General features: G+C 53.2%; 13 protein-coding genes and 1 tRNA gene. 4 read left to right on the top strand and 10 right to left on the bottom strand.

The features are described 5' to 3' along the window. Positions 1–91: 91 nt before the first annotated feature. From hutH to hutI, 6 genes are all read right to left on the bottom strand, one after another. Positions 92–1627 carry a histidine ammonia-lyase gene (hutH, locus tag ACUVOF_RS13945; protein ID WP_447044943.1) on the bottom strand — a complete coding sequence of 512 codons (1536 nt, stop codon included), beginning with the start codon at positions 1625–1627 and terminating at the stop codon, positions 92–94. Between the two features lie 103 nt (positions 1628–1730). Next, complete coding sequence (locus ACUVOF_RS13940) at positions 1731–3275, bottom strand: HAL/PAL/TAL family ammonia-lyase (protein ID WP_447044942.1); 1545 nt, start codon at positions 3273–3275, stop codon at positions 1731–1733. Next, positions 3268–4863, bottom strand: a complete 1596-nt coding sequence (locus ACUVOF_RS13935; RefSeq protein ID WP_447044941.1) for a BCCT family transporter — start codon at positions 4861–4863, stop codon at positions 3268–3270. The genes ACUVOF_RS13940 and ACUVOF_RS13935 overlap by 8 nt, the downstream gene beginning before the upstream one ends. Positions 4864–4988: 125 nt before the next feature. Then, a complete protein-coding gene (gene hutU / locus ACUVOF_RS13930) occupies positions 4989–6665 on the bottom strand; it encodes a urocanate hydratase (RefSeq protein WP_447044940.1) in 1677 nt (558 codons plus the stop codon). 96 nt (positions 6666–6761) lie between these two features. Next, entirely contained in the window at positions 6762–7739 is a 978-nt protein-coding gene (hutG, locus tag ACUVOF_RS13925; protein ID WP_447044939.1) for a formimidoylglutamase, read from the bottom strand. Beyond that, entirely contained in the window at positions 7729–8943 is a 1215-nt protein-coding gene (gene hutI, locus ACUVOF_RS13920) for an imidazolonepropionase (RefSeq protein WP_447044938.1), read from the bottom strand. The genes hutG and hutI overlap by 11 nt, the downstream gene beginning before the upstream one ends. Before the next feature lie 310 nt (positions 8944–9253). Here hutI and ACUVOF_RS13915 point away from each other — a divergent pair, with 310 nt between their 5' ends. Beyond that, positions 9254–10576 carry a YjiH family protein gene (locus ACUVOF_RS13915; RefSeq protein ID WP_447044937.1) on the top strand — a complete coding sequence of 441 codons (1323 nt, stop codon included), beginning with the start codon at positions 9254–9256 and terminating at the stop codon, positions 10574–10576. A 66-nt stretch (positions 10577–10642) separates the two neighbouring features. Here the strand turns inward: ACUVOF_RS13915 and hutC are convergent, their stop codons facing one another. Then, a complete protein-coding gene (hutC, locus tag ACUVOF_RS13910; RefSeq protein WP_447044936.1) occupies positions 10643–11356 on the bottom strand; it encodes a histidine utilization repressor in 714 nt (237 codons plus the stop codon). Between the two features lie 338 nt (positions 11357–11694). Between hutC and ACUVOF_RS13905 the strand changes: the two genes are divergently transcribed. Further along, positions 11695–11991: a type II toxin-antitoxin system HigB family toxin gene (locus ACUVOF_RS13905; RefSeq protein ID WP_447044935.1), complete on the top strand. Its 297-nt coding sequence runs from the start codon at positions 11695–11697 to the stop codon at positions 11989–11991. Continuing rightward, complete coding sequence (locus ACUVOF_RS13900; RefSeq protein WP_447044934.1) at positions 11988–12350, top strand: helix-turn-helix domain-containing protein; 363 nt, start codon at positions 11988–11990, stop codon at positions 12348–12350. The genes ACUVOF_RS13905 and ACUVOF_RS13900 overlap by 4 nt, the downstream gene beginning before the upstream one ends. Positions 12351–12561: 211 nt before the next feature. On the opposite strand, the gene ACUVOF_RS13895 is transcribed toward ACUVOF_RS13900, so the two are convergent. The 3 genes from ACUVOF_RS13895 to ACUVOF_RS13885 form a co-directional block, all read right to left on the bottom strand. Continuing rightward, positions 12562–12638 (bottom strand) — tRNA-Arg (locus tag ACUVOF_RS13895). Positions 12639–12728: 90 nt separating this feature from the next. Continuing rightward, entirely contained in the window at positions 12729–13676 is a 948-nt protein-coding gene (locus tag ACUVOF_RS13890) for an AEC family transporter (protein ID WP_447044933.1), read from the bottom strand. 155 nt (positions 13677–13831) lie between these two features. After that, a complete protein-coding gene (locus ACUVOF_RS13885; protein ID WP_447045149.1) occupies positions 13832–15832 on the bottom strand; it encodes a sensor domain-containing diguanylate cyclase in 2001 nt (666 codons plus the stop codon). Positions 15833–16259: 427 nt separating this feature from the next. Between ACUVOF_RS13885 and ACUVOF_RS13880 the strand changes: the two genes are divergently transcribed. Then, positions 16260–18266: a capsular polysaccharide biosynthesis protein gene (locus ACUVOF_RS13880; protein ID WP_447044932.1), complete on the top strand. Its 2007-nt coding sequence runs from the start codon at positions 16260–16262 to the stop codon at positions 18264–18266. Position 18267: the final 1 nt, after the last annotated feature.

The raw sequence follows: 18267 nt of genomic DNA, 5'->3' as shown, positions 1-18267 counted from the left end.
AAAAACCTACTTTGTTGTTAGAGGGTAAATAGTGCGTTCCCTATGGCCTAGAGTCGTCACAGGCTAGCGCCACAGGGAAGCATGCAATGCCTTAAACTTGGCTTGGCAATGTATGCGGGTGAGCCAGTGGGGTTAGCGTACGCTCGCGAATCAATTCACTAGCGGCTTCGATATCCGGCGCGAAGAAGCGATCCTGTGTGTAGTGGCTGACCTGGGCACGTAGCAGTTGCCTGGCTTGTTCTAGCGGCTGGGAGGTGGACAAGCCCTGGCGCATGTCCAACCCTTGGCACGCCCCCAGCCATTCGATGGCTAAAATGCCGCACACATTCTCCGCCATTTCCCATAACCGTTTACCGGCGGCAGGCGCCATGGAGACATGGTCTTCCTGGTTAGCCGAGGTTGGCAGGCTGTCGACACTATGCGGGTGCGCCAAGGCCTTGTTTTCACTCGCCAGCGCCGCGGCGGTGACCTGGGCAATCATAAACCCGGAATTGACCCCGCCGTTTTCGACCAGAAATGGCGGTAGCTGCGACATGTGTTTGTCCATCATTAAGGAGACACGTCGCTCGGCCAGAGAGCCAATTTCGGCGATAGCTAACGCCAGGTTGTCAGCGGCCATGGCCACCGGTTCAGCATGAAAATTACCGCCGGAAATAATGTCATCCTGCTCGGCAAACACCAGCGGGTTATCAGAGACTGCGTTGATTTCCGCCGCGAGTACCTCGGCTGCCTGACGGACCTGGGTTAACACAGCACCCATCACCTGTGGCTGGCAGCGCAACGAGTAGGGATCCTGGACTTTATCGCAGTTGGCATGGGAGTCGCCGACGGCACTCTTTTCACCAAGTAGATGGCGGTAAGCGGCGGCCGCATCAATTTGGCCGCGCTGACCACGCACTTCATGAATGCGGGCATCGAAGGGTGAACGTGAGCCCAAGGTGGCTTCTACGGTTAGCGAACCGCACACTGTCGCCGCAGCAAACAGGTCTTCGGCGTCGAATAGCCCCCGCAGGGCATAAGCGGTCGATACCTGGGTGCCATTAAGCAGCGCCAGGCCCTCTTTAGGTGCCAGTGTGATTGGCGCCAGGCCAGCGATTTCCAATGCTTTTTCGGCGGAAATCCACTCACCTTTGTAGCGGGCTTTGCCCTCACCTAGCAGCACGGCACTCATATGCGCCAGGGGCGCCAAATCACCTGAAGCGCCCACCGATCCTTTCAGGGGGATATGTGGGTAAACCTCGGCATTGATCAGTGCCACCAGGGCATCCAATACCTCACGGCGGATGCCGGAGAAGCCTCTCGCCAGGCTGTTGACTTTAAGCACCATAATCAAACGCACCAGCGCATCATCTATCGCCACCCCCACGCCAGTGGCATGAGAGAGCACCAGGGAGCTCTGTAACGATTCAAGGTCTTCGTTGGCAATGCGGGTCTGGGCCAATAAGCCAAATCCCGTATTAATGCCATAGACAGTGCGGTTTTCACTAACGACCCGGTTCACGCAATCGACGCTTCGCTGGATATACGCATTGGCGCTTTCCGGCAACGTAACAGGCACATGCGCTTGATGGATCTGGCGGGCTTGGGCAAGGGTCATTTTGCCGGGCTGAATTTCGAGATGTTTCATTTGATCGCCTTATCACTCACTCTCAGTTGATATTCCAGGCGCCCCAGCCGCTGCCTCGTTACGGCGGCTGAGAGCTGGATGTTAAACGACAGAATTGTGTTGTCTAATTTCCAGGCAGTAAGTTCGGAGCTATAGGCAGAATTTGTTCCAGCCCCTGGTCAATTCGCAATCGTTCGTAGACCTTCTGTATATCTAAGTGCAGAGCATGCTCTTCCTGATAAGCAGGGAGGAGTACGCGAAGTGATTTCCAGGCCAATGAAGTACCCACGGCGAAGTCTTCACCGTCGATCAAATCAAAGGCCTGTGCGGCCAACAGGTATTCGATAGCAAGGACGTAGAAAGCATTGTCGATGGCCTGATCAAGCTTCAGGGCTGCGCTTTCACCCAAACTGAGGTGGTCTTCCTGTAGCCCCGAGGTAACAAAGTTGTCAGTAACTGCAGGCTGAGCCAAACGCTTGTTATCAGCTACCAATGAGGCAGCGGAATAGTGAGCGATCATCATGCCGGATTTGACGCCACTTTCGACAGTCAAGAAAGGCGGTAACTGATTGGCCTGAGGTGATACCAGTCGATAAGCGCGCCGCTCGGAGATTGAGCTCCATTCGCAGACAGCAATGGTAAGGAGATCGCACGCCATCGCCACCGAAGCACCGTGAGGATTGGCTTGCGACACAATTTGATAGTCACCGTTATGTGGAATGACTAATGGGTTATCGGTCGCTGAGTGAAGCTCTTTCTCTACCTGCCGAGATGCGTGATCGAACTGATCTCGACAGGCTCCATGTACCTGAGGCATTGAGCGCAGACTCAGCGCATCCTGCAACCGCTGACCTTTATGGCGCGTGAGGTGCGGGCTATCCGCGAGAAGCCGACGTAAGTTGTCGCCTGTTTGCTGAACCCCTGGGTGGCGTTTTAGGGCCGTCACCTCAGCCATAAAGGCATTCATTTGCCCACCCAATGCTTCAAAACTCATAGCGCCAATAATATCCGCCCAAGCCGATAGGCGGGCGGCATCGGCAAGCGCCAGGCAAGCCAATCCCGTCATAGCGGGGGTACCATTAACGAGGCTCAAACCATCCTTGGGGCCAAGCGTTACCGTCGGCATACCGATGACATCCAGCGCTTGCTTGGCAGGCATGCGTTGCCCGCGAAAGTCAACATCGCCATGACCTATCAGAGCCAGCCCAATGTGCGCCATGTGAGTAAGGTAACCCACCGAGCCGCGCGAGGGCACGATCGGAGTCACCTGCTCATTCAACAATTTGATCAGCCCCTCCAGCACAGCCAGACTAATACCAGAGTAACCATGACTATAGTTGATCACCGCGCAGCATATGATCGCCCGAACTTGTTCCGTTCGCAGAGGTGTACCAACACCACAGGCATGGCTCATCAAAGTGTGGTGTGAAAGACGCTGCAGCTCATCTTGCTTAAGCACAACATCGCACAGCGCCCCCAAACCGGTATTAATGCCATAATGGGGCACGCTTGAAGCGGCAATCTTTTCGACAGCCTCGCGCGCGCAGCTCACCCTTTCCCAGGCTTGAGGCGACAGCGATAACTGATACCCATGGCGGGCGACCTTGACCACCTCCAGCCAAGCAGGAGGCGTAGTGCCGATTTCAAGATGCCCAGATAACTCACTCATGCGCATCTCCGGTCTGCTCAACGGAAAGAGCTGACTTATTTGCAGGCTCACCAGCTCCTTGCATAATGAAAACCTTCACCGCAGAAGCCACAATCAGAGTAAACAGAAACAGCACGATAAAACCTCCCGCTGCCGCCAGGAACTTAATACCGTCGACACCCTGAGCACCGCCCCCGAAGGCCACCATCACATAGGCGATAATCGCAATTGAAAGCCCCCAGAGAATTTTCTGCTTACGAGGAGCCTCTTCTTCCGCTGTCATGTCTTTAGTGCAGATGGTCGCAATGGTTGAAGACATTGAGTCAGCAGAAGTGGAGAAAGAAATGATCAGCGTCACAATGGCCAGCGGAATTAACAAAGCGGATAATGGCAGGTGTTGTAGAAAGCCCCAGAGCCCTGATACCGCACCGTTCTCGGTCACCACGCTAACAAGGTCGAGGGTGCCATCCATCTGCCACTTAATTGCCGACCCACCCCATATTGCGAACCAAACGATGCCGAACACAGAAGGTAGAATCCAGTTAATCACCAGGAACTCACGGAGCGTTCTACCATAGGAGATCCTCGCCAGAAACAGCCCCATCAAAGGTGCATAGGCTATCCAGATCGACCAGTCATACATGGTCCACCATGTGACTAGCGCTTCACCTCCAGACTCTTTGGTGTCAAATGACCAAAGGAAGAAGTTATCGAACCAGTAACCCAAGCTGGTAACCGACAGGCTCAGGATGTAGCTCACTGGGCCAATAATCAGCAGAATGGCTACAAACGCGTAAAAAATATAAGCATTGATTGATGATAAAAATCGAATGCCCCGCTTGAGACCAGACACCGCCGAAGTAATGAAAATGGCCGAAATAATCAGCGTCAAAATCAGCCAAGTAGTAGGATTAGATGCGATACCATACTCAGCTTCAATGCCAGAGCTAATCAGCGCTAAGCCAGCCCCTAAAGAGGATGCAAGCCCCAGTGCGATGGCAAGTATTGAAATAATATCGACCACGGCGCGTACGACTGGGCTTCGCTCGCGACTACCCAGTAGCGGGGAGAGAGTTGAAGAGATAGAAAAGCGCTCTTTGCGATTAAAGTGCATATACCCAATCATCAAGCCAACAATGGAGTACATGGCATAGGGAATAAAGCTCCAGTTATGGAAGCTCCTGGCCAGAGCGAAAATCGCCGCTTCACCACTGTTGGGCTCAAATGACTGATTGGCGATCTCGCCATAGACATTGCCCAAGTAGATAATGGGCTCATTGACCGAGTAGGTAACCACCCCAGTCGCTATTCCACCGGTTAACGCCATGGCAAAGGTAGCCGCCAACGAAAACGTAGGCTTAGCGTTCGCCCCACCCAACCGAATATTGCCAGCCTTGGAAAAGAATATAAACGCAGTAACGCCAAGCGTCGAAATGGCCAACAACTGATAAAGCCAACCAAAGTCAGAGAGCGAGAGATAGAATAACTGCCTAGCAACGCTGATCAGCAGTTCGTTATTAACCAAGCCAATCAGGACGGCCAACATAATAATCACGAAGGCTGGTATAAAGACACTTCGCTTTAACTGTTTCCTGTCTGTTAGTGACATTTTATGCTTCCTGTTGAAGTTTATTGTTGTAGCGCTTTTTTTATCAGGGGCCGACATGCTGCCTGTCGGCCCCTTATCAATGTGTCCAGGGACATCAAAGGTAGGGAAGTTGTTAAAGGGGAGTCTTACTTAACCATCGGCAAATCAAGACCGTTTTCCTGGGCGCACCGTTTAGCAATGTCATAGCCAGCATCGGCGTGTCGCATCACGCCGGTGCCCGGGTCGTTGCGCAGCACACGGCCTAAGCGGGCGTGGGCATCATCGCTGCCGTCACACACGATCACCACGCCAGAATGCTGGGAGTAACCCATGCCTACCCCACCGCCATGATGTAGCGAAACCCATGTGGCACCGCCTGCGGTGTTTAGCAGCGCGTTGAGCAGTGGCCAGTCGGAAACGGCGTCAGAACCATCCATCATCGCCTCGGTTTCGCGGTTGGGGCTGGCAACAGAACCCGAATCGAGATGGTCGCGACCAATAACGATCGGTGCTTTTAGCTCGCCGTTCTTCACCATTTCGTTGAAGGCCTGCCCCAAGCGGGCACGGTCTTTAAGCCCCACCCAGCAAATGCGCGCTGGCAACCCCTGGAAGCTAATCCGCTCGCGCGCCATGTCGAGCCAGTTGTGCAAGTGCGGGTCGTCGGGAATGAGTTCTTTGACCTTCTGGTCGGTCTTATAAATGTCCTCCGGATCCCCAGAGAGCGCCACCCAGCGGAAGGGACCGATCCCCTGGCAAAAAAGAGGACGAATATAGGCAGGCACAAAACCCGGAAAATCAAAGGCGTTGGCAACCCCCTCCTCCATTGCCATCTGGCGAATGTTATTGCCGTAATCAAACGTGGGTACACCCATCTTCTGGAAGTCGAGCATCGCTTGCACATGCACCGCCATCGATTGCTTGGCCGCCTTCACGGTGGCTTCAGGCTCAGACTTGCCGCGCGCTACGTACTCTTCCCATGTCCAGCCGGAAGGCAGGTAGCCATGTAATGGGTCGTGGGCGCTGGTCTGATCCGTGACCATATCCGGTTTGATGCCGCGTTTAACCAGTTCCGGCAGAACATCGGCGGCGTTACCACACAGGCCGATAGAAATAGCCTTACCTTCGGCGGTATAGCGCTCAATACGCGCCAGGGCGTCATCAAGGTTATCAGCCTGTTCATCCAGGTAGCGGGTACGCAAGCGGAAGTCGAGGCTCGCCTGCCGACACTCAATATTCAGCGAACAGGCACCGGCCAGCGTCGCCGCCAACGGCTGAGCGCCGCCCATACCACCCAGCCCAGCGGTCAGAATCCAACGCCCCTTGAGTTCACCGTCGTAGTGCTGGCGGCCCGCCTCAACAAAGGTTTCATAGGTGCCTTGCACAATGCCCTGGGAGCCGATATAGATCCAAGAGCCCGCCGTCATCTGGCCGTACATCATCAGGCCTTTGCGATCCAGTTCGTTGAAGTGCTCCCAGTTAGCCCAGGCGGGTACCAGATTGGAGTTGGCGATCAGCACCCGGGGCGCATCCTTATGGGTCTCAAAAACACCGACGGGTTTACCAGACTGCACTAGCAGCGTCTGGGTATCTTCCAAACGCTGTAGTGTTTCGACGATTTTGTCGTAGCACGCCCAGTCACGGGCAGCGCGGCCGATGCCGCCATATACCACTAAATCCTCGGGGCTTTCGGCCACATCCGGATGAAGGTTGTTCATCAACATGCGAAGCGGCGCTTCGGTCAACCAGCTTTTACAACTGAGCTCAGTACCGGTCGGGGCAATGATTTTACGTGAAGCATCGTGACGTTTATCGTTGATTGGCATGGCGTCATTCCTTGTGTTTCTGTTCATTATTGATTGAGCTAACGAAGCGCCCTGTCAGTTATCCAGGGCTCGCTCCCTAAATTCAGCTTTCAAAATTCAGCTATCTAAGGTCAGCAAATGCACCAGACGAGCCGCCGCTCTGGCGGTGCGGCTGTCGATATCCAGGCTGGGGTTAAGCTCTGCCAAGTCCGCAAGGCGAAGCTTGCCGCTGTCACGCACGGCTTCAATCAGCGGCTCAATCAAGGCAAGCGAGACACCGCGTGCGGCAGGCGCACTTACGCCGGGGGCTTCGGCAGCAGGCAGTACATCCAGGTCAATGGTTAGGTAAATGTGGTCGCACTTGGCGATGAAGCGCTGCATGTCTCTGACGATAGAATCAAGGCGTAGCGCATCGATCTCGCGATCTTCACGGACCAATGTTCCGAGTGCGGCGGCGCGGGTAAATAAGGCGCGCGTATTCGCAGCGCGGCTTACCCCCAGGCAGGCGTATCGAAACGACCAACCCCACTCTTGGCACTTATCGGCAATCTGGGCGAAGGGGGTGCCTGAGGAGCGAATATGCGCTGGATCGCGCAAATCGAAGTGCGCGTCCAAGTTGATGATGCCAATCCGTGGTGGCGTCGCTTTCGAAACAACGTTTTTTGAACCTGGGCCTTTTGGCATAAAAAACTGCGCCAGACCGAGCCAGCTGGCGTAGGCCACTTCATGCCCGCCACCCAGCACAATAGGCAGGTGACCAGCGGTTAATAATGATGTCAGACGGTCAGCAAGCGTTTGTTGCGCTGCCTCTAACCCATCATCAACACAGCGCACATTGCCGGCATCGTAAGCAGGTGCTGTGCGATGCCAGGCCAACGGCGCCAGCGCACGGCGTAACGCATTAGGGCCTTCAGCAGCGCCGGTGCGGCCCTGATTACGCGCAACACCCGCATCACTTTCGAAGCCCAGCAGTGCACACCCCGGCGCGGCGTTGTTGGTTAACGGCTCAATACGCTGGTGCCAGCGGTCACTATCGGGTTCAGGATCAGTGCGCCCCTGCCAGAGCGACATATCAATGGGCTTATCAGCGGCCATGAGTTAACTCCCCCTGATAGACTCGCTGCCGTAGGCGGCCTGGATGCACCGCGTACGCCAGCTCAGCGGGGGTCTCAATATCCCAGATACACACATCAGCCACCGCGCCTTCGTGAAGCTGCCCCTGCCCTTTCAACCCTAAAGCGGCAGCACCATTGGCGGTCATCCCCGCCAACGCTTCCTGGGGCGTCATGCGAAACAGCGTACAAGCCAGGTTGAGCATTAACGTGGGCATAAATATCGGCGAGCTGCCTGGGTTAGCGTCGGTAGCCACAGCCATCGGCACGCCCGCTTCGCGCAGCCCCGCAATGGGCGGCTGCTGCGTTTCACGCAAGGTGTGGAAAGCACCAGGGAGGATGACGGCCACGCTGCCTGCTTCACGCATGGCGGCAATACCGGCGTCATCAAGATACTCAATGTGGTCAGCAGACAATGCACCGTGGCGGGCTGCCATCGCAGCGCCCCCCAAATTTGAGAGCTGCTCGGCATGTGCTTTGATGGGTAAGCCATGGGCCTGCGCTGCTTTGAAAACCCGCTCACATTGCGCTACTGAAAAAGCGATTTTTTCACAAAAGACATCGACGGCATCGACTAACCCTTCGGCTACTGCGGCAGGAATCATTTCATTGCAGACCAGTTCGATATAGCCGTCGCTATCGTTCTCATACTCCGGCGGCAAGGCATGGGCACCTAACAGTGTCGTCAACACGCTCACTGGTAACTCTTCACCTAGACGACGGGCCACCCTCAGCATCTTCAGTTCATTAGTCACGTCCAAGCCATAGCCCGACTTGATCTCGACCGTAGTGACGCCATCCTCAACCAGCGCTTTAAGACGTGGCAAGGCGGCATTGAAGAGCGTTTGCTCACTCGCTTCCCGCGTCGCCAAAACGGTATTCAGAATGCCTCCGCCACGGCGCGCAATCTCTTCATAACTGGCACCTTCCAAACGCGCCTCGAACTCGTCCGCGCGGGCGCCGCCAAACACCAAATGCGTATGGCAATCCACCAAACCGGGCGTCATGACACCGCCCCGCCCCATATCATGGCAACCCTCAGCCTGTGACTCATCGAAGCCATCCATGGGCGTCATGGTGACAACACGCTCACCTTGAGTAATCACAGCCATGGGCTTAGGCAATGTTTTCAGACCATCGAAGAGACTGATATCGCGCCAAATGTAGCGTTGTTTGTTATTAGCCATGGAGGTCTCCTTGGAGCAAACATAATGTATATACAATTAAGCCCATACCTGTTTCCTTCGTCAAGCTGCGAACTCAGCAAACTCGCACAAGAAAATATCTTAAAAATCTCCGAAAAATAATTAAAACCTATTAATAACAATAACTTGAAATAAAAAACCATCAACCAAAAGAGCTTACAACGCCCACCCCACTAGACTAATGTCTACTGCTAGGTGCTATGCGCAAATGCTGTATAGGGTTAGCTTATTGTATATACATAAAACGAGCCCAAGTCATCAGAACGATAACCACACAATGAGAGGCCTACCCATGCACCCCATAGACCCGCCCACCAAGCAGCGCACTAGCGTTGCCACCCTCTTTAAGCTGTTTGTGCCTAGCGCACTGGGTATCCTGATTTTCTTTGTTCCCATCGAGATAGGTGGGCAAAGCACTATCCTGCTTGACCATATGGTCACAGGACTGCGCTCTTTGATGGGCGATTACAGCGGCATTTATGCGTTAGTGATGATCGTGGCGGGCGCCGCCTACCCACTGTTCAAAGGCTATTGGCGGCGAACAGTGACCGAAAGCATTTTTACTGTGCTGAAAATCATCGGTGTCGTTGTTGCCGTCATGGCATTAACGGGTTGGGGCCCAGCATTTCTGCACGAACCGGATATGCTGCCCTTCTTATTTGAAAAACTGGTGATACCGGTAGGTTTAATCGTACCCATTGGCGCTATTTTCCTGGCACTGCTGATCAGCTATGGATTGCTGGAGTTGATTGGCGTACTGGTGCAGCCGGTCATGCGGCCCATATGGCGAACCCCTGGGCGCTCGGCAATCGATGCCGTTGCTTCTTTTGTCGGTAGTTACTCGATCGGGCTATTGATTACCAATCGGGTTTATCAAGCGGGACAGTATTCAGCCCGGGAAGCCGCCATCATCGCCACCGGTTTTTCCACGGTGTCGGCAACGTTCATGATCATCGTGGCGCGTACGCTGGATCTTATGGGCGTTTGGAATTTGTACTTCTGGCTCACCCTGGTGATTACGTTCATCGTCACGGCGGTCACGGTACGACTGCCGCCTCTGGCAAACATGGATGACCATAAGCGTGACGGAGAACCGGAGGCAATCGCGGGGAAGCGCTTAAGCACTGCCTGGCAAGCAGGCACGGAGGTTGCAGCCAACGCGCCAAGCCTTCACCGCAGCGTAGCACTCAACTTTAAAGAAGGGTTGATAATGGCCATCAGCATCCTGCCGTCGATCATGTCGGTAGGCCTGCTCGGGCTTCTCATCGCCAAATACACGCCCTTATTTGAATGGTTGGGATGGTTGTTTTACCCCTTTGTCGCCATCTGGGGGCTAGATGACGCTGCGGCGCTAGCGCAGGCATCTGCTTCTGGACTGGCGGAAATGTTCTTACCGGCTCTACTGATGGCCGAGGCCGAATTCGTCGCCCGCTTTGCGGCTGGCGTGGTGTCAGTCTCCGCCGTGCTGTTCTTTTCGGCTTCCATCCCCTGCATTCTTTCTACCACTATTCCGCTTTCAGTAGGCCGCATGCTAATCGTGTGGCTTATTCGCGCTGCCTTGAGCTTGCTACTTGCGGTGCCCGCGGGCTACCTGGTTCAGTCACTCATCAGTTGAATGCTGGCATTAATGACAAGTCACGAGGTCGAAGGAACCGACCTTGCTGAGCTTCTTAACGTCGATTTAGGCGGTTTTTCGTTGCAGGGAGGAGCGTAACTTATAGCGGTCGCCAGGGTGGAGCAGGCGCGCATAGCTAATCAAATGCTCATCAGACCAGGTACGTCGCACCATGCTCAAGCAAGGCGTCTGGGTATCGATACTTAGCCATTTTGCAGTCTGCTCATCCACCAGCACCGCCTCAACGATATGCTCCATATCCGTTATGGGGCAAGCAGCGACCAGCACCTCATTCGGCGTATGGCGTGAAAAATCAGTTTCAAGATAATCAGGCACCCAACGTGGGTTAACGTAGCGGTTCTCAAGCTGAATCGGAATGTCATTCTCATAGTGCACCAAGAGGGTATGAAAAACCCGACTCCCAAGCCTCATGCCTAACCGCAGCGCCACTTCATCGTCTGCTTCAATCGCCTCTTGGCTGATCACTTTATTGCTGTATTGATGCCCTCGAGAAAGGACTTCTTCGGCAATGTTGTATACTTCCACCAAAGAGGACTCAACCTTACGGTCGGTAACGAAGGTGCCGACACCGGGTTGACGCACGAGATACCCTTGCTGCACCAAATCCCTGATGGCCTTATTGGCCGTCATCCGGCTCACGCCAAAGTCTTTCGCCAGCCGCTCTTCCGTAGGTATCTGATGATTCAGTTGCCAATCGCCACACTGAATCTTATCCAACAGGTGTTGACGGATCTGCTGGTAGAGGGGAGGACGCGTCATGAAACTCCTTTTCGATTAAGACCGTTTGTCTATACAGCTATCTTACATCTTACTAGCCTTGGTTTCTGGATTCATAGAATAACCGCAGCACTTTGGATGATGGGTCGGAATCTGCCGAGCGCAGGAAAGTAGCCAACACCGTCTCCACAAAGGCCTATTTTTGCGACCAGTACCGCTCATGAGTGACCGATGCCGAGCTACGAAATGAAGTCAATAAGTTTAACGGTAGACCAAGAAAGCGGCTGAGATACCAAACCTCAGGTGTTGCACTTATTAGTTAAACTCAGGCTTTACTCCCAAAACGGATGCATCTACAATATCCCAAAATGGGAGGAAAAATGAGAGTCATAGCAAAGCGCACACTGAAAGAGTTTTGGGAGCAGGGCTATGACGACGCCGAGACCCCATTAACCGAGTGGTACAATATGATGCTCAAAGCATCCTGGGAAACGCCACAGCAGTTGAAGGCCGATATTGGAACCGCCAGCATCCTTAAAGGCGGCCGCGTTGTTTTCAATATCGGCGGCAACAAGTACCGAGTCATACTCTCCATTCGGTATGAGCAGCAAATTGCCTGGGTTCGTTTCGTTGGCACCCACGCCCAGTACGATAAAGTCGATGCGGAGACAATATGATGAACATTCAGCCTATCCATAACGATGCCGATCTTGACCGCGCATTTGCTCGCCTTGAGGAGCTTTGGGCTGCTGAGCCAGGCATTCCTGAAGCGGACGAGATCGAAGTGCTCTCAATCCTCATAGAGAAATACGAGGACAAACACTTTCCTATCGGGCCGTCTGATCCTATTGAGGCGATCAAATTCCGTATGGAGCAGCAGGGGCTAACGCCGCGCGATCTTGAAGCATACATCGGCTCTAGCGGACGAGTTTCAGAGGTGCTGAACCGTAAGCGAAAACTCAGCCTGCGCATGATAAAGAACCTGCATGAGGGACTTCGAATCCCTTATGAGAGCTTGATGAGTCAGGCTGCTTAATTATTCAGCCCCGCATTAGCGGGGTTTTTGTGCCACAGTGACAACATTAGGCATGCCACAGCTTGAAATGTCCGCTAGCAGACACCCACACATACATAAAATCATGGGTTAAGCAGAGTTAACGTGGAGTGACTACAGGCATTTTAGCAGGGGCAAATCCCGCATGCTTGTCGGTTTTGGATGTAACTAGGGGCGACTAGAGGGAGTGATATGGCGTCCCTGGCAGGAGTCGAACCTGCGACCTGCCGCTTAGGAGGCGGCTGCTCTATCCTACTGAGCTACAGGGACAAACATGGTCTTAAACTAGCGGGCGCGTAGTATAACGCGTCGGCTTAGTCAGGGCCAACCGCATTGCGCTATTCAGCAGGGCCATTCGGTCTATATCCAGCCGAGCAAACGTAGTGCGAAGACGCCCAGCGTCACGGTAACGCTCGCCATCAGGGTGGTAATGGCGATGATATTGGCGGCTAGAGCCACATTGCCACCTATCGCTTTCACCATTACAAAGCTGGCGGCGGCGGTGGGGCTGGCGAAGAATAGAAACAGCAAGCCCAACTGCTCGCCTGAAAAGCCCACCATCCAGGCCGCCAAAGTGGAGAGTATTGGTAGCGTGACCATCTTCATCAGACTAGAGCCGAGTGCCACTTGGCTGCTGTCGCGCATGCTCGACATGGAGAGCGTCGCACCAATACAAATCAGTGCCAACGGTAGTGTTAACGAGGCAAAATAGTCCCCGGAGGTGATCACCCAAGTAGGCAGCGGAATCGGGAGCGCGGTAAACGGCAGCGCCAAAATTACAGAGACAATCAGTGGATTCGTCACCACGTGTTTAAGCAAGCTACGCCAATCCGTTGACTGCCCAGGCTGGTAAAACGCTAGCACTACGACTGAAAGTGCGTTGTACAGTACAATCAACACACCTAACAGCAGGCTACCCGCCGAAAGGCCATAGTTACCATACATACCCGCCGCTAGCGCCAGCCCAACTACTCCACAATTACCGCGAAAGGCGCCTTGAACGTATATGCCGCGATTCTCGTAAGCTACACGGTAGTGTGCCCACACCCAGCTCAGCAAGAACTGCCCCAGCGTTGCCAAGGCAAAAAACACCATAAGCGACACATCCAGCGCAACGCTTAAGTCGGCTTTTATCAAACTGAGGAAAATCAGGGTGGGGAGCGTTGCTTTAAACACTAGCGCTGAAGCGGTCGAGACAAAAGCGCTATCTATCCATTTCAAACGCTTAAGGCCCAGGCCTACAAATACCATTGCAAATACAGGCAGCGTGGTATCCAACGTGCGGGTAAACAGTTCAATTAGATTCACAACAGTATCTCGATCAGCCTAGATTAAAAACTGGCTTCTAACCCTGAATTCAAGTAATAAGTTCAGCTCCTGCTTATATTCAACTGTTGGGCAAGTTTTGTCGACTGATAAGCGCTCTCTAAGCACGATTGACAGCTCAAAGCGATTACCAAGGATTAATTAAGCGCATCGAAGGGCATCGAGGCGTTTACTTGATGTTGGTTCATATTCACCACTACCCCATCTCGGCCCAGCCCCTTGGCCTCGTAACTACCGGCATCAGCACGGGCTAAAACATGGGCTACGCTGGAGTCACTCTCATTAAACGTCGTAACGCCAATACTGAGGGTGACCCTGTACTCCTTGCCTTCATGGGTCACGGAGATATCGCCTACCGCTTGCCGTAAAGCTTCAGCAACCCTCGTCGCTTGAGACAAGGTGCAGCTGGGTAGCAGCACGCCAAACTCGTCGCCCCCCTGGCGTGCTACGTGATCGCTGCGGCGAACCTCCCAGGCGACTACCTGAGCGATACGACGCAACATCTCGTCGCCTAAGGCGTGGCCACCTTCATCATTAATGGGCTTGAAGTGATCCAAATCGAAAAACAATAAAGCCGAAGGCGTGCTGGTTTTTTGGAAGTCGGCAAAGGCTTCTTCTAAGCGGCGCTCGAAACCGCGACGATTAAGCAGACCTGTTAGGGGATCGTGCTCCGCCTCCCAACGCTGTAGAGCCTCCTGCTCTCGGCGCTCGGTAATATCTTTCACAACGCCTACTAAACCGAGGGTATGGCCATCTTGAGAAAGCATGACCACGCGGGCATGGATATCCAGCCATAACAACTCTTCATCGCTGCGCAAGAATCGAAGCTGGCGCACGAAATCATTACCGGTAAGCAAGCTATACCGCCACATATCTTGAGCACCGGCGATATCGTCAATGTGGATTTGGGGCAGCCAAGCCTCCATGGGCAGGTCAGCAGAAATCCCCAGCATAGTCAGCAGCGCTGGGTTCATATACGTAATATCGCCCCGAATATTAGCGACAAACATGCCTTGAGGCGCCGCATTAAGCACAGAATCAAGAAACGCCTCTCGCTCTTGAAGGTTGCTAAGCAACAATTGCCGCTCTTCTTCTACTCGGTTGAAAGTAAACGCCACCTGCTGCAACTCCTGCATATTAGTCGCCAGGCTGACATGCTCGCGGTGGCCCCAGCCTACCTCGCCAATTTGTTTTTCCAAATGTTTAAGAGGCGCAAGCACACGACCCAACAACCACCATAGCAAGGGAAGCATTAATATTGCCAGCGGCAGCCATAACCACCAGAGTTTTCGAATAAAATCAGCCAGCGGCAATTGCGCTTGGTCAATCGGCAAATAGAGGCCAACAACCCAACCGGCAGGCCACACTTGTGCATACGACTGTAACGCCGTTTGGCCAGTTAATAATCTGCCTACGCTATCGCCTTCCCAGCCATCCAGCGCCAAGTCCAGCCAGGGATTAAAACTTTTAGAAGGCACTGCGTCGTTAACCAGCGCTCCATTGGGATGGTATAAAATTTTCCCGGACGCAGTAGCAAAAGCCGCATAGCCACTCTCGCCCAAGCGCACCTTGGCTAAACGGCTAAACATCCCCCCCGAAGCAAGACTTACGATACCGCCGACCAAACCGTTAAAATCACCTTGCTCGGTGAACCGAGGAACACCGACTAATACCATCGGCATACCGCTCGCTCGCCCTACAAATGGCTCACTGACATAAGGCCGACGGGAACCACGTAGCATACGAAAGTATTCAAGCTCAGCGGTTTGAAGCCCTACTCGACCCACGACGGCAGGCCAGTCGGCTATGATTTCCCCCTCGCGATTGGCGACCACAATTCCCTCGAACCAGGCCGATAAAGCATCATTATTTTCCAATTGATAGCTAACCCAAGTCGCGTCATCAGTGCTGCCAATCGTTTCACTTAGACGTTCTAATGCCTGGAAACGCAGTTCTATTTGTTGCGTGACCTCATCGGCCAGAAGAGTAGCTTCATACCGAAGATGCGACATATTGGTATCGTGCACCATGGTTTTACCCAGTTGCCAGGACATGCCTAGCAACAGCGTTACGACCAGGAACCACGTAACGGCGAGCCCCAGCAGCAGCCGGCTCCTTAATGAACGGGAGATAAGCATTAGTTTTAGCGGAGAAGCCAAGCGCACTGAATGACCTTGATATACATAATATCCAATTGCTTTTGATTAGGAGGGCAGTATCTGCAATGCCAATACAATAGCCAACTTAACAATATTATGGCGCATTCAACCGTTGATACGTATCAACCATTCGCACGTAATAAGCATTTTCAACGATGAATCTCATAAATTGTAAATTCAATTTAAGGCATTAAAAACTTTTTTATAAAGTTCAACGTATCCAGATACCTAATAGATAAAAAAAATAACATAGCTTTTACAAATACAAAGTTAACCAAATCGTTGTTATTTTCTCGAAGTTAGCGATTAAACTAACACAAAAGGAAAGACGAATTGATTACCCTCGCTAATTCACGTATGTTCGCCCGCCTATCTTTTATCCTGTTACTTAACGACGGCCTTATTTATGGCGAGACGAACGGCAGGCTACACATCATCAGGTATTCGCAAGCTGGCTGCCCTGCCCGCACTGCTGCCCGAATTTGATCGTTTCGACCGCATAAGCCCCTTAAACAAAAAACCGGATGCCGTCATTGGTTGGGGATTAAAGCCCACCAGCGCCCACGCCAGGCGGTATGCTCAGCGTCACCAGCTAACGTATATTGCGTTAGAAGATGGCTTTATACGCTCGTTGGGGTTAGGCGTAAATGGTTTTCAACCTCATAGTTTAGTCGTCGATGAAACCGGTATTTATTACGACGCCTCGCGCCCGTCTGATTTAGAAAATTGGCTCAATACGGCTACCTTTGATGGCGAAGAGCTAGCTCAGGCAGAGCGCTGTATGGCTCTGATCGCCCGCTACCGCCTTTCCAAATATAACCACGCCCTCGACCAGCCCATCCAGGATGCCGCCCGGGCGCGCGTGCTTGTCGTCGACCAAACTGCGGGCGATGCGTCTATTCATTACGGTGGCGCCCAAAAAGAAAGTTTCCAGCAAATGCTGAATGCCGCAATAGTAGCGCACCCTGAAAGCGATATTTTGGTCAAAATCCATCCTGATGTGATCGCAGGCAAAAAACAGGGCCATCTTCTTAACGCTGCTAGTCACCCGCGCTGCCGGGTCATCGGAGAAGACGTGAACCCCTGGTCGCTATTCGACCAAGTCGATCACGTTTATGTCGTTACTAGCCAATTAGGTTTAGAAGCGCTCTTGGCGGGTAAGCAGGTGCACTGTTTTGGCATTCCGTTTTATGCAGGCTGGGGACTCACCCATGATCAACTGCCCTGCCACCGCCGTCGCACTAAACGCACGCTAACGGAAGTGTTTGCCGCCGCTTACTTACGCTATTGCCGCTACGCCAACCCATACACCCGGCAATTCGCCACGCTGGAAGAAACGATTGCCTTAATCGCGGACCAGAAACGCCAACAGGAACGTTACCGAGGCAACTGGCGGGCATGTGGATTCTCATCGTGGAAACGCCGCTTTATCGGCGATTTTTTGGGTCCCGCCGCGCAGGTGAAATATTGTGCCGAGCTGCCAGCCAACGAGCAGACCAACGAACGGCTATTAGTGTGGTCGAGCCGGATTGATGCCGATTTTAAACATCAGCACGCCCAACACATGGCAGCACTATGGCATATGGAAGATGGCTTTATCCGCTCGGTGGGCCTGGGGGTCGACCTTACACAACCGCTGTCATTGGTAATCGATTCACAAGGTATTTATTACGACCCCAGCCAGCCTAGTGATTTGGAAACTCTGCTCAGCAGCGCTACGTTTAGCGACGACCTCCTGCTACGTGCGCGGCAGTTACGTGAACGGCTAGTGGCACTCAAACTCTCTAAGTACAATGTGCGCGGTCAGGCAGAGGTCGAGCTACCCAAAGAGCGTTACACCATATTGGTGCCCGGCCAAGTGGAGAGCGATGCATCGATTGCCACCGGCTCACCGCACATTAATACCAATAGTGGCCTTCTGAGCGCAGTACGCAAGGCGCACCCGGATGCCTTTATTGTTTATAAAGCCCACCCCGATGTATTGAGCGGTGCACGTGTTGGGGCACTCGATACCAATGCCAAACGCCTGTATGATCTGGACGCCAGCAATATTGACATTGCGACCCTGTTAGAGCGCGTCGATGCGGTTCATACAATGAGTTCTCTAACCGGATTTGAGGCGCTTTTGCGTCAGCGTGAAGTCACTACCTATGGTCTGCCGTTTTATGCGGGCTGGGGGCTAACCCAGGATACGCTTAGCTGCCCGCGCCGCACGCGCGCACTCTCATTGAATGCACTGGTTGCAGGCACGCTAATTCTCTATCCCGGCTATGTCGACCCAACGACCCGTCAGCTATGCAATGCTGAAACCGTCGTCAGCTTGTTGGAACAGGCAAGAACACAAAAGAACTCCCTTACATGGAAACAGCATCTTTACCGCTGTTACCGTAACTTGTTGATCGGAAGGCATTGAG

It is taken from the genome of Vreelandella sp. H-I2 (genome assembly GCF_052959335.1).
This window is presented reverse-complemented; position numbering and strand designations above follow the sequence as displayed.

Excerpts from the sequence above, each read along its gene's own strand:
- hutH (WP_447044943.1), bottom strand. The coding sequence starts at position 1,627 with ATGAAACATCTCGAAATTCAGCCCGGCAAAATGACCCTTGCCCAAGCC.
- ACUVOF_RS13940 (WP_447044942.1), bottom strand. The coding sequence starts at position 3,275 with ATGAGTGAGTTATCTGGGCATCTTGAAATCGGCACTACGCCTCCTGCT.
- ACUVOF_RS13935 (WP_447044941.1), bottom strand. The coding sequence starts at position 4,863 with ATGTCACTAACAGACAGGAAACAGTTAAAGCGAAGTGTCTTTATACCA.
- hutU (WP_447044940.1), bottom strand. The coding sequence starts at position 6,665 with ATGCCAATCAACGATAAACGTCACGATGCTTCACGTAAAATCATTGCC.
- hutG (WP_447044939.1), bottom strand. The coding sequence starts at position 7,739 with ATGGCCGCTGATAAGCCCATTGATATGTCGCTCTGGCAGGGGCGCACT.
- hutI (WP_447044938.1), bottom strand. The coding sequence starts at position 8,943 with ATGGCTAATAACAAACAACGCTACATTTGGCGCGATATCAGTCTCTTC.
- ACUVOF_RS13915 (WP_447044937.1), top strand. The coding sequence starts at position 9,254 with ATGCACCCCATAGACCCGCCCACCAAGCAGCGCACTAGCGTTGCCACC.
- hutC (WP_447044936.1), bottom strand. The coding sequence starts at position 11,356 with ATGACGCGTCCTCCCCTCTACCAGCAGATCCGTCAACACCTGTTGGAT.
- ACUVOF_RS13905 (WP_447044935.1), top strand. The coding sequence starts at position 11,695 with ATGAGAGTCATAGCAAAGCGCACACTGAAAGAGTTTTGGGAGCAGGGC.
- ACUVOF_RS13900 (WP_447044934.1), top strand. The coding sequence starts at position 11,988 with ATGATGAACATTCAGCCTATCCATAACGATGCCGATCTTGACCGCGCA.
- ACUVOF_RS13885 (WP_447045149.1), bottom strand. The coding sequence starts at position 15,832 with ATGCTTATCTCCCGTTCATTAAGGAGCCGGCTGCTGCTGGGGCTCGCC.
- ACUVOF_RS13880 (WP_447044932.1), top strand. The coding sequence starts at position 16,260 with ATGGCGAGACGAACGGCAGGCTACACATCATCAGGTATTCGCAAGCTG.